Annotated in this window: 12 protein-coding genes; 5 read left to right on the top strand and 7 right to left on the bottom strand. The window is 73.0% G+C overall.

All coding sequences use genetic code 11. The features are described from left to right. Nucleotides 1-72: 72 nt before the first annotated feature. The 4 genes from ACFYYR_RS29575 to ACFYYR_RS29560 all read right to left on the bottom strand — a co-directional run bounded on the left by ACFYYR_RS29575 (nt 73) and on the right by ACFYYR_RS29560 (nt 4,784). Complete coding sequence (locus tag ACFYYR_RS29575) at nt 73-2,028, bottom strand: glycoside hydrolase family 5 protein (protein WP_388860252.1); 1,956 nt, start codon at nt 2,026-2,028, stop codon at nt 73-75. Nucleotides 2,029-2,116: 88 nt separating this feature from the next. Then, complete coding sequence (locus ACFYYR_RS29570; protein ID WP_388860249.1) at nt 2,117-2,656, bottom strand: hypothetical protein; 540 nt, start codon at nt 2,654-2,656, stop codon at nt 2,117-2,119. Then, a complete protein-coding gene (locus tag ACFYYR_RS29565) occupies nt 2,653-4,098 on the bottom strand; it encodes an ATP-binding protein (RefSeq protein ID WP_388860246.1) in 1,446 nt (481 codons plus the stop codon). Before ACFYYR_RS29565 ends, ACFYYR_RS29570 begins: the two co-directional genes overlap by 4 nt. Next, complete coding sequence (locus ACFYYR_RS29560; protein ID WP_388860243.1) at nt 4,095-4,784, bottom strand: response regulator; 690 nt, start codon at nt 4,782-4,784, stop codon at nt 4,095-4,097. The genes ACFYYR_RS29565 and ACFYYR_RS29560 overlap by 4 nt, the downstream gene beginning before the upstream one ends. Before the next feature lie 134 nt (nt 4,785-4,918). Here ACFYYR_RS29560 and ACFYYR_RS29555 point away from each other — a divergent pair, with 134 nt between their 5' ends. The 4 genes from ACFYYR_RS29555 to ACFYYR_RS29540 are packed head-to-tail and all read left to right on the top strand — an operon-like array spanning nt 4,919 to nt 8,629. Beyond that, complete coding sequence (locus tag ACFYYR_RS29555) at nt 4,919-5,584, top strand: hypothetical protein (RefSeq protein WP_388860240.1); 666 nt, start codon at nt 4,919-4,921, stop codon at nt 5,582-5,584. Then, nucleotides 5,581-6,660, top strand: coding sequence for an efflux RND transporter periplasmic adaptor subunit (locus tag ACFYYR_RS29550; RefSeq protein ID WP_388860237.1), 1,080 nt, complete (start codon nt 5,581-5,583; stop codon nt 6,658-6,660). The genes ACFYYR_RS29555 and ACFYYR_RS29550 overlap by 4 nt, the downstream gene beginning before the upstream one ends. Then, on the top strand, nt 6,657-7,436 hold the full coding sequence (locus tag ACFYYR_RS29545; RefSeq protein ID WP_388860234.1) for an ABC transporter ATP-binding protein: 780 nt from the start codon (nt 6,657-6,659) through the stop codon (nt 7,434-7,436). Before ACFYYR_RS29550 ends, ACFYYR_RS29545 begins: the two co-directional genes overlap by 4 nt. Further along, nucleotides 7,433-8,629 (top strand): ABC transporter permease, encoded by a 1,197-nt coding sequence (locus ACFYYR_RS29540; RefSeq protein WP_388860231.1) that lies wholly within the window; start codon nt 7,433-7,435, stop codon nt 8,627-8,629. The genes ACFYYR_RS29545 and ACFYYR_RS29540 overlap by 4 nt, the downstream gene beginning before the upstream one ends. 185 nt (nt 8,630-8,814) lie before the next feature. On the opposite strand, the gene ACFYYR_RS29535 is transcribed toward ACFYYR_RS29540, so the two are convergent. Then, nucleotides 8,815-9,783 carry a zinc-binding dehydrogenase gene (locus ACFYYR_RS29535; protein ID WP_351506854.1) on the bottom strand — a complete coding sequence of 323 codons (969 nt, stop codon included), beginning with the start codon at nt 9,781-9,783 and terminating at the stop codon, nt 8,815-8,817. A gap of 485 nt (nt 9,784-10,268) precedes the next feature. Here ACFYYR_RS29535 and ACFYYR_RS29530 point away from each other — a divergent pair, with 485 nt between their 5' ends. Continuing rightward, the gene (locus ACFYYR_RS29530; RefSeq protein ID WP_388860228.1) at nt 10,269-10,877 is read left to right on the top strand and encodes an ATP/GTP-binding protein; all 609 of its coding nucleotides are present in this window, start codon (nt 10,269-10,271) and stop codon (nt 10,875-10,877) included. Between the two features lie 191 nt (nt 10,878-11,068). Here the strand turns inward: ACFYYR_RS29530 and ACFYYR_RS29525 are convergent, their stop codons facing one another. Further along, nucleotides 11,069-12,259 (bottom strand): lipid-transfer protein, encoded by a 1,191-nt coding sequence (locus tag ACFYYR_RS29525; protein ID WP_388860225.1) that lies wholly within the window; start codon nt 12,257-12,259, stop codon nt 11,069-11,071. Beyond that, complete coding sequence (locus tag ACFYYR_RS29520; protein ID WP_388860222.1) at nt 12,256-12,765, bottom strand: Zn-ribbon domain-containing OB-fold protein; 510 nt, start codon at nt 12,763-12,765, stop codon at nt 12,256-12,258. The genes ACFYYR_RS29525 and ACFYYR_RS29520 overlap by 4 nt, the downstream gene beginning before the upstream one ends. Between the last annotated feature and the right edge of the window lie 51 nt (nt 12,766-12,816).

Here is a 12,816-nt window from a genome sequence, read left to right as displayed (position 1 = left end):
TCCTCCGGTGACGACGGCGCGCAGCGCCGATGTCCGGACGTCCCTCGGTGGGACCTCCTCCCGGTCCGGACGTCAGCGCAGCGGCCGGCACAGCAGCGCGTCCGGCGTCCCCCGGGACCCCACGCGGGTGGTGAACGCGATCCCGGCCGCGTACTCCCCGGATCCGCACTGGCCCTTGTACCGGCCGTGCGCGAACTCCCCGCCCGCGGCGTCCGCCGGACGGTTGTCGCCGCGGTCGAACCACACGGTGCGGCCGTTCCCCGGCCGGGCGCCCGCCGCCGTGCACAGTGCCGCGGACACCGTCGCGCCACGGACGCTGTAACCCGTCAGCCAATGTCCCTTCGGGCACTGGAGTTTGGTGTATCCGGTGGCCCAGTCCCCGCCCGGCTCGACATGGCGTTCGTCGCGGACCACCTCGTACCCGCCGTCCGCGGGAGCACCGTCGCGCGCGGCGGTGTCCGTGCACAGGCCCCGGGCGCCGGTGTGGCTCAGCCCGATGAGCCGCTGGCCGTCCGGGCACGCCGCCTTGCGCGCCCCGCGGTCCCAGTCGCCCGCCGCGCGCATCCGCAGCGACTGGTCGAAGTCGCCGTGGTCCGGGCTGAGCATCGACCAGCGGTCCACGGGGGCGATCCGGCCGGTCCGGCCCTCTGTGCCGATCAGGTGCTTCCACGGCCCGGCGCGCCAGTCGTCACCGTCGAACAGGCCCATCCGGCGGCCCGCCGCATCCCAGTGCAGCAGGGCCCAGCCGTTGCCCCGGCGGTTCTGGTGATGGCCCACCAGCGGCCAGTAGGCGAAGTCGGCGTCCGCCTCGACGAGGAGGTCGACGAAGGCCCGGAACCAGGCCCGTGGCTTCTCGCCGGTCTCCTCCCGGCCCCCGACCCCGAACTCGCTGATCCAGACGGGGGCGGTGAAGTGCCGGTCCCGTCCGGCGCTGACGTAGAACGCCTGCCGGTGCAGCACGTCGGCCAGCTCCGCACGGCTCAGATCCTGGTAGCGGGGGTCGGAGGTCTCGCCGAGGCCGGTGGCGCCGCTGTGCCGGGGGCCCGTGTAACCGTAGAAGTGGGCCGAGTAGACGAGTTTCCCGGACCGCACGAGGGTGTGCGACAGCCGCTCGACCGGCTCCAGGGCGGGCCGTCCGTGGGCGAACCCGTCCACCGGGATCCCCGTCCAGTTGATGCCCTCGACGATCACCAGCAGGTCCGGGTTGCCCTCCTCAAGGATGCGGTCGCCCATCCGCTGGGAGGCGCGGAACCAGTCGTGGCGGTCGCCGAGCCCCCAGTTGGGGTCGTCGAGGACGTCCCGGCGCACCTCGTTGTAGAGATCGGCCCCCACCACCCGCGGGTTGTGCCGGTACCGGCGGACCATGAACAGCCAGTCGTCCTCCCAGGCCTCGGTGGAACGGCTGGAGTTCCACCGCTCGTTGCCGTCCACCCCGCAGCACCAGCGCGTCGTGCCGGTGTGGTTGTTCAGGATCACCGCGAGACCGGCGTCGGTCAGCGCGGTGACCACCGCGTCGTAGACCTGGAGCGGGGTCCGGCCGCGCAGCCGCGGCTCGGCCGCCACGGCATCGTCCGGGACGGGCTGCCGCTCGTGGATCATGGCGTTGGAGAAGGGCAGCCGCACGCTGTTCAGGCCGAGTTCGCGGAAGCCTTGGACGATCTCCCGCAGGGAGGCGCGGTCCAGGCCGAGGGGAACGCCGCCGGACTTCTCCCCGGCGTGGTGGTTGCCGGGGTCGGCGGGGTCGCCGGAGCCGTTCCAGGTGCCGCTCGCCCCGTGCCAGTTGCCCGACTTCAGCTTGAACCGGTCGCCGTCGGCGTCCACGATCCAGCGGCCCCGGGTGCTCAGCGGCGGGGTCCAGTCGGCTGCGGGCGGGGCGGGCGCCGGATCCGCGCGCGCGGTCGTCGCCGTGGTCGCGGGCGAGTCGGCCGCCGCGCCCGGCGCCACCGTGCCGGCCACCAGGACGAGTAACAGCGCGCCGATCAGCGCCGGTCCGATGTGGATCCTGTGCACCGGGTACCCCGATCTCATGATTGGCAGGTATGCGTCAGATGTGCGGCCCATGATGACGGCCGCCGAGAGGCGTGACCAGAAGGCCGGGTGCCGTGGCACCGGCCGTTCACTCGCCGAGGAACTGGGAGCAGCGGTACGGTCCGACCGGCGCGCCGTTGTCCGGCCGGAGCGTGACCTGGACATCGTCGGGGCGCACCCGCTTGTCGAGGAGCGACTGCGCGCGGGCGAGCGAACAGACGAGCTGCCCGGTCCCCATGCTCTTCGGGTCGATCTCGTCGGTCTCCGCCAGCGAGAGCACCACCCGGCTGCCGTCCGCCGTCGCGGAGTACGCGAGGTCCCGCGGCACCAGATTGGTCAGCCCGGTCCGCTGTTCCTCCTCCGTCGGGCCCGCCGAGAGGAGTTTCAACGGATCCCCGACGCTGCGCAGCTCGGTCTCCGGACGGGGGACCCCGCGCAGGCCCTGATCGGAGGCGAAGTACACCCGCATGCCCCGGGTGAGGCCGGTGGCGGGTTCGCCCGCGTCGATGACACCGGTCGGCTGGATACCGCAGCCCGCGAGCACCAGCAGCAGGGGAGCGAGAGAACCGATCCGGCGCCGCGTGACGGAGGTGGTCCGGCGCGGGGTGTAGGCGGCGGTGCGGCTCATTCCGGGTCCTCCGCGGGGTGGGTGGGCAGCCACAGGGTGAACAGCGCGCCGCCGCCCGGCCGGTCCCCGACCTCGAGGGTGCCGCCGTGCAGCCGGGCGTTCTCCAGAGCGATGGCCATGCCGAGTCCGCTGCCTTCCGATCGGGTACGGGCCGTGTCGGCCTTGTAGAAGCGGTCGAACACCTGCCTGCGCACCTCGGGAGGGAGGCCGGGGCCGTGGTCGGAGACCTCGACGGTCAGCCCGTCCGCCGTCGCCGCCAGCACGACGGCGACCGGGGGCGCGCCGTGCCGCAGCGCGTTGCCGACCAGGTTGGCGACGACGACATCGATCCGGCGCCGGTCGATGCGGGCCCGCAGCCCCGTCGGCAGCTCGGCCTGCACCGTGTCCGTCCAGCCGCGCACCGCCAGCGTGGCCCGGACCGTCTCGCCCACATCGGTGTCCCCGAGGTTGAGAGCGGCGGCACCGGCGTCGAAGCGGGAGATCTCGATGAGGTCGTCCACCAGCCGCGCCAGTTTGGCGGTCTCCGCGCTGACCGCACGGGCGGCCTGCGTGGTGTCCGGGGGCAGCCGCTCGGCGTCCTCGTCGAGGACGCTGGAGACGATGGTCATCGCGGCGAGCGGGGTGCGCAGCTCATGGGAGACATCGGCGACGAAGCGCTTGGCCTTCGCCTCCTGGTCGCGCAGCTCGGCGACGGACGACTGCAGGGCGGCGGCCGTCTCGTTGAAGGTCCGTGCCAGGCGGGAGAGCTCGTCCCGCCCCTTCACCGCCACCCGGGCCCCCAGCTCGCCGTGGGCCAGGTCGCGGGTCGCGAGGCCCAGTTTCCGTACCGGCCGCAGCACGGTGCCGGCGGCGGCCAGGGCCAGCAGGACCGCGAGGCCCACCACCGGGACGACACCGGCCCGCACGGTGCTCAGCAGCGCCTCGGTGTCCGCCTGCTCGTCGGCGAGGGACATGATCGTGAAGACCTCGACACCGGAGGAGAGGCCGTTCTCGGCGAAGGTGACCGGAGTACCGATGACCAGCCAGGGCTCCCCCCGCGCTTCCACGCGCTGGAAGGCGAGCCGGTTCGTGGACCGGACGGTGGAGCGCAGCCCGCTGGATATCCGGGTGCGGTCGGCGAGCGCGTCGGACGTGACCTCCAGGTTGCGGTAGCGGGCGACGACGACCGCGGACTGGAGTCGGGTGGAGACCTCCCCGGCGAACCGGGTCAGCGAGTCCCGGTCGGGGGGTACGTCGGTCTCGGCGGCCACGTCGCCGACGCGGGAGCGGAAGTCCTGCAAGGCGGACGTCTGCGCGCGGTCGAGGACGGAGGTGCGGGCCTCCCGGTAGGCGAGCGCGGTCGAGGTGACCGCGCTGATCAGGGCGACGAGGACAAAGGCGATCACGAGCCGGCCGCGCAGTCCGCCGACCCCGTGCACCAGCCGCCGCAGCAGCGGGCTCACAGCGGACCGAACCGGTAGCCGAAGCCGCGCACCGTCTGGATGTACCGGGGCCTGGCGGCGACGGTCTCTATCTTGGCGCGCAGCCGGCCGACCGCCGCGTCGACCAGCCGGGAGTCCCCCAGGAAGTCGTGCTCCCAGACGAGTTCGAGCAGCTGCTCCCGGCTGAAGACCCGGCCGGGGGCGGCCGAGAGCTCCAGCAGCAGCCGCAGTTCGGTGGGCGGCAGCCGCAGAGTGGTGCCGTTCCTGGCGACGGTCAGCCCGGCCCGGTCGATGACCAGCCCCTCGTACGTCTCCACGGGGTCGGTCCGCGGCGCGGGTTCCGCCCGCCGCAGCGCGGCCCGGATCCGGGCCTCCAGGACCCGTGCCGTGACGGGCTTGACCACATAGTCGTCCGCCCCCGCCTCCAGACCGCTCACCACGTCGAGATCGTCGCCGCGCGCCGTCAGCATGATGATCGGCATCGTGCTCCGCGCGCGGATGCGCCGGCACACCTCGAAGCCGTCCAGGCCGGGCAGCATCAGGTCCAGCACCACGATCTCGATCCGGCCGCCGTCCCGGTGCGCGAGAAGGCCCAGGCCCTCCTCGCCGGTGCCCGCCGCGTCGACCCGGTGGCCGTGGCGGCGCAGCACCAGCTCCATCCCGTCGCGTACGGAACGGTCGTCCTCGATGAGCAGCACATGGGGCATGCGAACGATTATGCGTGAGGGTTTGCCCAGTTCAACGGGGGTTCCGAAGGTCGTCAGGGGAGCGACGGGCATTGTTACGTTCTCATCATGTGGCCATCGAGTGCTCACCATGTGCCGCTTGGAGAGTTCTGGCCATGAGCACACAGACCACAGCCCGTACCTCCCGTTCCCTCCGCCTCGCGGCCGTGATCGCCGTCCCCGTCATGCTCTTCTCGTCGGCCTGCGGGGGCGGTGGGGAGAAGGACATCCGCAACGAGGGTGTCGCCTCCGCCGGTGACGCTCCGGCCGGCTCCGATTCCGGCTCCGATTCCGGCTCGGGCTCCGGGAAGGCCGGGAGCGGCGGCAAGGCGGGCAAGTCGGCGTTCTACGACGCGCAGCTGAAGTACACCCAGTGCATGCGCAAGGAGGGCATGACCGAGTGGCCCGACCCCAAGCTGAGCGGCTACGCGGACTGGCCGAGGATCGAGAAGATCCAGGAAGACGCCTCGAAGCAGGACGGCCAGAAGAAGTACCAGGCGGCGGCCAAGGACTGCGCCGACCCCATGCGGAAGGCCATGGAGCTCGAACCGAAGGTGGACAAGCAGAAGGTCTACGAATCGATGCTCGCGCACGCCCAGTGCATGCGGAGCCACGGCGTCTCGAAGTTCGCCAACCCGAAGATGAACTCCGCCGGCAATGTCGAGGGCGGCGGTGACCCCAACCCGGTCTCCCCGGAGATCGACCAGGACTCGCCCTCGTACCAGCGGGCCCGCACCGCGTGTGAGAGCAAGCTCATCGACGCCGCTGCGGGGCAGCAGTGAAGCGCAGCACCGTGTGGATCCTGCTCGCCGCCGCGACCGTCGCGGCGGCGGGCGGGTCCGGCTGGGTGCTCCTGGGCGACGGCGGCGGCGAGGCCTCCGCGAGCTCCGCGAACCCCCGCAAGCCACCGGCCACCACCGAGATCACCCGTGAGGACCTGGTCAAGAGCAAGACCCTCGACGGCCGGCTCGACTACGCCGGGCGCCGTCCCCTCAAGGCCGCGGTGGAGGGCACGGTCACCAAGGCCGCGGAGAAGGGCGCAACCGTCCGGACGGGACAGCGGCTGTACGAGATCGACGCCCGGCCCGTCATCCTGATGTACGGCTCGACGCCCATGTTCCGCGGCATGAAGGTGGGCACCCTCGGCCCGGATGTGCTCCAGCTGGAGCGCAACCTCCGTGATCTGGGCTTCGGAGCGGGCATCGTCATCGACAACAAGTACGACAACGCCACCAAGGCGGCCGTCAAGTCCTGGCAGCGCTCGCTCGGCAACAGCGCCCCCGACGGCAAGGTCGGCCAGGGCGACATCGTCTTCCAGTCGCGGCAGGTGCGGGTGGTCTCCGCGGACGCCGCCGTCGCCGACCGGGTCGGCCCCGAGAAGCCGGTGCTGACCATCGCCTCGAGCACGCCGGTCGTCCGCGTCGGCCTCGACGAGACCGATCAGGAACTGGCGAAGAAGGGCACCAAGGCGGAGATCGAGCTGCCCGACGGAAAGCGGATCACGGGCCGGGTCTCCGGTACGGTCCGGCCGGAGGACGCCGCAGCCGGAGGGGACTCCGGCGAGGAGAGCGCCGACGGCCTGCAAGTGGAGATCGGACTCGACAAGAAGGACGAGGTCTCCGGAGGCCGGTCGGGCACCCTCAGCGTCACCTTCGTCCAGGAGAGCGCCGAGGACGTCCTCACCGTGCCCGTCGAGGCCGTCGTGGCCCTGCGGGAGGGCGGCTACGGCCTGGAGGTCGTCCGCGGCCGGACCACGAGAACGGTGCGCGTGGAGACCGGCATGACCGCCGACGGCCGGATCGAGGTCTCCGGCGACGGCCTGGCGGAGGGCCTGACCGTGGGGACGGCGAAGCCATGACCGTGAGCACCACCCCGGTGATCGAGCTGCGCGGGGCCGGCAAGTCCTACCCCGGAGGCGTCCACGCCCTGCGCGGCGTGGACCTCCGGGTGGACCGGGGCGAACTGGTCGCCATCGTCGGCCCGTCCGGGTCGGGCAAGTCGACCCTGCTGAACCTCATCGGCACCCTCGACCGGGTGAGCGAGGGCGAGGTGCGGGTCGCCGGGTACGACATCGGGAGCCTCTCCGACACCAGGCTCTCCGCCCTCCGCGCCCGCCACATCGGCTTCGTCTTCCAGCACTTCCACCTGGCACCCGGCCGGGACGCGGTCGACAACGTGGCGGACGGACTCCTCTACGCGGGGGTGCCGGCGAAGGAGCGCCGCGCCCGCGCCCGCAGCGCCCTGGAACGGGTCCGGCTGGGCCACCGGCTGAGTCACCGGCCCAACGAGCTCTCCGGCGGCGAGAAGCAGCGGGTCGCCATCGCCCGCGCCCTGGTCGGCGACCCCGACCTGCTGCTGGCGGACGAGCCGACCGGCGCGCTCGACACCGCCTCCGGCGAGGTCGTCATGGAGCTGCTGCACGAGCTGAACGCCGCCGGAACCACCATCTGCGTCATCACCCATGACAACGAGATCGCCGACTCGCTGCCCCGGCGCGTCCGGTTCCGCGACGGCGAGATCGTCTCCGACTCCCGAACGACGTCCGGAGCGGCTGCCGCCGCGGATCCGGATCCGGATGCCCACCCCACCCCGTGTACCGACCCCGACCCGACCCCGGAGGTGCCCGCGTCATGAGCTCCCGCAGCCTCAGGCCCTCCCGGCTCTCCGCCGCCGACATCCTGCGGACCGGGGCCGTCGGCCTGCGCGCCCGGCGGGCCCGGGTGGTGCTCTCCGCACTCGGCATCGCGATCGGGATCGCCACCATGGTGGCGGTCGTCGGGCTGTCCACCTCCAGCCGTGCCCATCTCATGGCCCAGCTCGACCGGCTCGGCACCAACCTCCTCACCGCCGAGGCGAACGAGGCACCCGACGGCGGTCCGGCGAAGCTGCCCAGGAACGCCGTGGCGATGGTCGAGCGGATCGGCCCGGTGCAACAGGCCACCGCCACCGGGCAGATCAGCGCCCAGGTCCGGCGCAGCGATGCCGTCCCCCTGGACTACGCCGCCGGTGTCGGCACCCAGGCCGCCCGCCCCGACCTGCTGCGCACCCTGGGCGCCCGGATGGGGGAGGGCCGGTGGCTGGACCGGGCGGGCGAGCGGCTGCCGGTGGTCGTCCTCGGCCCGGTCGCCGCGGACCGGCTCGGCGTCACCGGCCCCGGCGAGAAGATCATGATCAAGGACACCTGGTTCGTGGTCACCGGCATCCTCGAACCGGTCGAGCTGGTGCCGGCCCTGGACCGGGTCGCGCTGGTCGGATACCCGGCGGCGGAGAAGTACCTCGGCTTCGACGGACACCCCACGACCATCTTCGAGCGGTCCTCGGACGATTCGGTGGAGGACGTGCAGGGCGTCCTCGCCCGCTCGGTCGATCCGGGCCACCCGGGCTCGGTCAGTGTCTCCCGGCCCTCCGACGCACTCGCCGCCAAGGCCACCACGGACGAGGGGCTCACCACGCTGATGCTCGGCCTGGGGGCGGTCGCCCTGCTGGTCGGTGGCGTGGGCGTGGCCAACACGATGGTGATCTCGGTGCTGGAACGCCGTCAGGAGATCGGTCTGCGGCGGGCGATCGGCGCGACCCGGGGTGCCATCCGTACCCAGTTCCTCACCGAGTCACTGCTGCTGTCGGCCCTCGGCGGGGTGGCGGGAGCGGCGCTCGGCGCCGCCGCCACCTGGGGCTTCGCCCGGGCCCAGGGCTGGCTCGTGGTGATACCGCCGTGGGCGCTGGCCGGCGGTCTGGGCGCCACCCTCGTCATCGGGGTGATCGCGGGCCTCTACCCGGCGGTACGGGCCTCCCGGCTGCACCCCACGGTGGCGCTCAACGCCACCTGACCTCCGGGACGAACGGCCGGCCCACCCCTCGGCCTTCCGGAGCCGCTTCCCCGACTTCCCCTCGGGAGCGGATTCCGGCCCGTCGGCACCGTTCCCGCCCCCGTGGGAGCCGCGTGCCCCGCTCGCCCCTGCCGGACACCCGCACCGGCAGGGGCGAGCCCGTTGCCCCGTTCGTCAGCGGCGCCTCAGGGGATGAGCAGCACCTTGCCCACGGTGTCGCGGCCCGCCAGCGCGGTGTGGGCGGCCGGTGCCATCTCCAGCGGGAACCGGTGCCCGATCACCGGGGTCACCCGTCCGATCGCCGCCTCGGCCAGCACACCGGCCTGCAACGCGTGGAAGCGTTGCGGATCCACCCCCGGATTGGCCCCGCCGAAGCCGATGACGGTCAGCCCCCGGCCGTAGGCCAGCCCGCCCGGGATCTCCGTCCCCGTGCCGGACGCGATCCCGTAGATGACGAACCGTCCGCCGGGCGCGAGGGTGTCGACCGCCTGTCGGCCGATCTCCCCGCCGACCGAGTCCAGCACGACGTTCACCCCGCGCCCGCCCGCGGCCTTGCGCACCTCCTGCACCCATCCGGGCCTGCCGTAGTCCACGGCGTGATCCGCGCCCAGCTTCCGGACCAGCTCCAGCTTGTGCTCGCCCCGGGCGGCGCCGATCACCGTCGCCCGAGCGACCTTGGCCAACTGCACCAGCAGACTGCCCACACCGCCGGCCGCCGCCTCCACCAGCACCGTCTCGTCCTCCCGGAGCCGGGAGATCTCGATGAGCGCGGCCGCGGTGAGCCCCTGGCCGAGCAGCCCGGCCGCGTCCTCCGTGGACACGCTGTCCGGCAGCACATGGAGGGCCCGGCGGGACAGCACCGCCCGTTCCGCGTACCCGCCGGCGTTCCCGGTCTGGCCGGAGACCCGCTTGCCGATCAGCCCCGCGTCCACCCCGTCGCCGACCATGCACACCACCCCCGCGACATCCCGCCCCGGCGTGTAGGGCCGTGGAACGGCGGCCGACTTCCCGGCGCGCACCAGCGTCTCCACGAACTGGACCCCGGCCGCGGCGACATCGACGAGCACCTCGCCGTATCCCGGCTCCGGGTCCGCCACGTGTTCCACTCGCATGACCTCCGGCGGACCGAACTCGGCGACACGGACAGCGCGCATGCTGGCTCCCTCGTATGTCCTGTTACCCGTTGGCTCGGACGGCCGCCTCCTCGGTGGGCTCCGTCCCCATCGCGGATTACGCGACTGACGTGCGTTTTCCTCAAGTGGCCGAGAACAGGGTGCGCAGACCGGCCAATCGGCGGGGCGGCCGGAGCGGGGGAGAAGGGCGGGCCGGCGGGGAGACACGCGGTATCCGGAGCGGACGGAAGGGCCGGGCCCTGGGCCGGCCCCGGGACATGCGCCGCCCGCCTCGTCCGCGGAACGGACGGCCTCCGCACCCCGGCAGGGACTCCGCACCCCTTCACGGGCCTCCGCACCCCTTCACGGGCCTCCGCAGTCCTTCAAGGGGCAATGACCCGAGACCGCCGGGCAGGTACACGACGACTCCGTTGTACTGTTCCTTGCCGAGGCCGACCGTTTGCTGACTGCCTGTGATCAGGGAGGCCTCCATCCCTCATCAGCCGCACACCGGGAGAAGAGATCCCATGGTCTTCGGGCGCTCTCAGCGACGCCGCAAGCCCGCCGTCGATCCGGTAACCCTCAAGATCCTTGTGGCGGGCGGCTTCGGGGTCGGGAAAACGACACTCGTCGGCGCGGTGAGCGAGATCAGACCCCTGCGCACCGAGGAACTGCTGACCGAGGCGGGCCGGCCGGTGGACTCCACCGAGGGCGTCGAAGCCAAGCGGACCACCACCGTGGCCATGGACTTCGGCCGGATTTCGGTCCGCGAGGACCTCATCCTGTACCTCTTCGGCACGCCGGGACAGGACCGGTTCTGGTTCCTCTGGGACGAACTCGCGCAGGGCGCCCTCGGCGCGGTCGTCCTCGCCGACACCCGCCGGCTCAGCGACTGCTTCGCCGCGGTGGACTACTTCGAGCGGCGCGACATCCCCTTCACGCTCGCCGTCAACTGCTTCGACGGGGCCGAGCGGTTCGCCGCCGAAACGGTGCGCGAGGCCCTCGACCTCGACCCGGAGGTGCCGGTGATCCTCTGCGACGCACGGGACCGGGACTCCGCCAAGGAGGTCCTGATCTCCGTCGTCGAGCACGCCATGGAGGCCGGCGCGGACCGTGCCCGGCACGCCACCACCTGACGGAGCCGCAGACCACCACCTGGTGCGGCCCAGGAGGCCGCACCAGCTCTCCCGGACGGTCCGGCCACCGGCCGACGCCGCCCCGCCGCACCACGGAAGGGGGCGGAACCGGGGCAGGCGACGGCTGCGGGCCGCCCTGCCGGGAACCGGCCGGCCCGGCGCGCACCGCGACGCTCGGCGAACCGCGCCTCTCAGCGGACCACGACCACCGAGGAGGCGTGTCCGAACAGCCCCTGGTTCGCCGTGATTCCGGCCCGGGCCCCCGGGATCTGCCGGTCGCCCGCCCGGCCGCGCACCTGCTGCACCAGCTCGTACACCTGGGCGATGGCCTGCGCGGGAACGGCCTCCCCGAACGAGGCGAGACCGCCGCTCGGATTGACCGGAATCCGGCCACCGAGCGCGGTGGCCCCCTCCCGCAGCAGCTTCGCGCCCTCCCCGGCCGCACAGAGCCCCAGGTCCTCGTACCAGTCGAGTTCCAGGGCGGTCGACAGGTCGTACACCTCCGCCAGCGACAGATCCTCCGGCCCGAGCGCGGCCTCCTCGTACGCGGCCCGGACGACCGAGGCCCGGAAACCGAGTGCGGGCGGCTCCACCGCGGCCGCCGAATCGGTCGCGATGTCCGGCAGATCCGGCACGGTCCGGGGGTACTGCGGGGTCACCGTGGACACCGCCCGGATCCGGACCGCGTCCTTCACCCCCTGCCGCCGGGCGAATGCGGTGCTCGTCAGGACCAGCGCGGCGGCCCCGTCGGAGGTGGCGCAGATGTCCAGGAGCCGCAGCGGATCGGCGACGACGGGGGAGGCCGCCACCTGCTCGGCCGAGATCTCGGTGCGGTACCGGGCGTGCGGATTGGCAGCCCCGGCAGCGGCGTTCTTCACCTTGACCCGGGCGAAGTCCTCGACGGTGTCACCGTGCAGATGCATCCGGCGGCGGGCCGCGAGCGCGAAGTACGCCGGGTTGGTGGCACCGAGTACCCGGAACCGCAGCCAGTCCGGGTCGTCCGGACGCTCACCGCCCGCGGGTGCGAAGAAGCCCTTCGGCGCCGCGTCCGCGCCGACCACCAGCACCACCTCGGCCAGCCCCGCCAGGATCTGCGCCCGGGCGGCGTCCACCGCCTGCGCCCCGGAGGCGCACGCCGCGTACACGCTGGTCACCCGCGTCCCCTGCCGGCCCAGCGCCTGCGCGAAGGTCGCGCCCGCGACATGGCCGGGGTAGCCGCACCGCACCGTGTTGGCACCGACCACCGACGCGACGTCCGTCCAGTCGAGCCCGGCGTCGGCGAGCGCGGCACGGGCCGCCACGGTGCCGTACTCCACGAAGCTGCGGCCCCACTTCCCCCAGGGGTGCAGGCCCGCGCCGAGGACCGCCACCTCCCGGGTCACGGACGCTCACCTCCGGTCTCCCGCCCGTCGGCCCCACCGCTCACCGGCCGGAAGTGCCAGGTGGTCCAGGTGCGTTCGGCGTCCTCGTTCAGCACCCCGGGAACGACCTCGACCTCCATGCCGACGGCGAGGTCCGCCACCGACACCCCGGGAGCGGCCTGACCGAGCACGATCATGCGCTCGGCCGCCAGCTCCACCGCGACCAGGGTGTACGGCACCCACTCCCGGTCCGGGTCGGAGACGTACGGGGCCGGTGGCCGGTAGCGGCCGTCGGTGTAGGACCACACCCGGCCCCTCGGGGAGAGCGGGACCTCGGTCAATTCCGTTCCGGCGCAGCGGGGGTTGCGGCAGAAGTGGTCCTCGCGGGGGAAGAAGACCGAGCCGCAGGCGGTGCAGCGGGTGCCCAGCAGCCGGAAGCCCCCCTCGCCCGTCACCCCGCCAGGCCCCTCGTCCGGGCCGTCCTCGCGGAACCAGCCGGCCACCACAGGTGTACGGATGCGCGACACGGCAGCCCTCCCATATATCTGACGCTATGTCAGAAGCTTGCCACGGTACGG

Source organism: Streptomyces sp. NPDC001922 (genome assembly GCF_042891165.1).
Lineage (GTDB): Bacteria > Actinomycetota > Actinomycetes > Streptomycetales > Streptomycetaceae > Streptomyces.
The sequence above is the reverse complement of the archived record's forward strand: the minus strand, read 5'-3'. Positions and strand labels throughout refer to the sequence as shown.

Excerpts from the sequence above, each read along its gene's own strand:
- ACFYYR_RS29575 (WP_388860252.1), bottom strand. The coding sequence starts at position 2,028 with ATGAGATCGGGGTACCCGGTGCACAGGATCCACATCGGACCGGCGCTG.
- ACFYYR_RS29570 (WP_388860249.1), bottom strand. The coding sequence starts at position 2,656 with ATGAGCCGCACCGCCGCCTACACCCCGCGCCGGACCACCTCCGTCACG.
- ACFYYR_RS29560 (WP_388860243.1), bottom strand. The coding sequence starts at position 4,784 with ATGCCCCATGTGCTGCTCATCGAGGACGACCGTTCCGTACGCGACGGG.
- ACFYYR_RS29555 (WP_388860240.1), top strand. The coding sequence starts at position 4,919 with ATGAGCACACAGACCACAGCCCGTACCTCCCGTTCCCTCCGCCTCGCG.
- ACFYYR_RS29545 (WP_388860234.1), top strand. The coding sequence starts at position 6,657 with ATGACCGTGAGCACCACCCCGGTGATCGAGCTGCGCGGGGCCGGCAAG.
- ACFYYR_RS29540 (WP_388860231.1), top strand. The coding sequence starts at position 7,433 with ATGAGCTCCCGCAGCCTCAGGCCCTCCCGGCTCTCCGCCGCCGACATC.
- ACFYYR_RS29535 (WP_351506854.1), bottom strand. The coding sequence starts at position 9,783 with ATGCGCGCTGTCCGTGTCGCCGAGTTCGGTCCGCCGGAGGTCATGCGA.
- ACFYYR_RS29530 (WP_388860228.1), top strand. The coding sequence starts at position 10,269 with ATGGTCTTCGGGCGCTCTCAGCGACGCCGCAAGCCCGCCGTCGATCCG.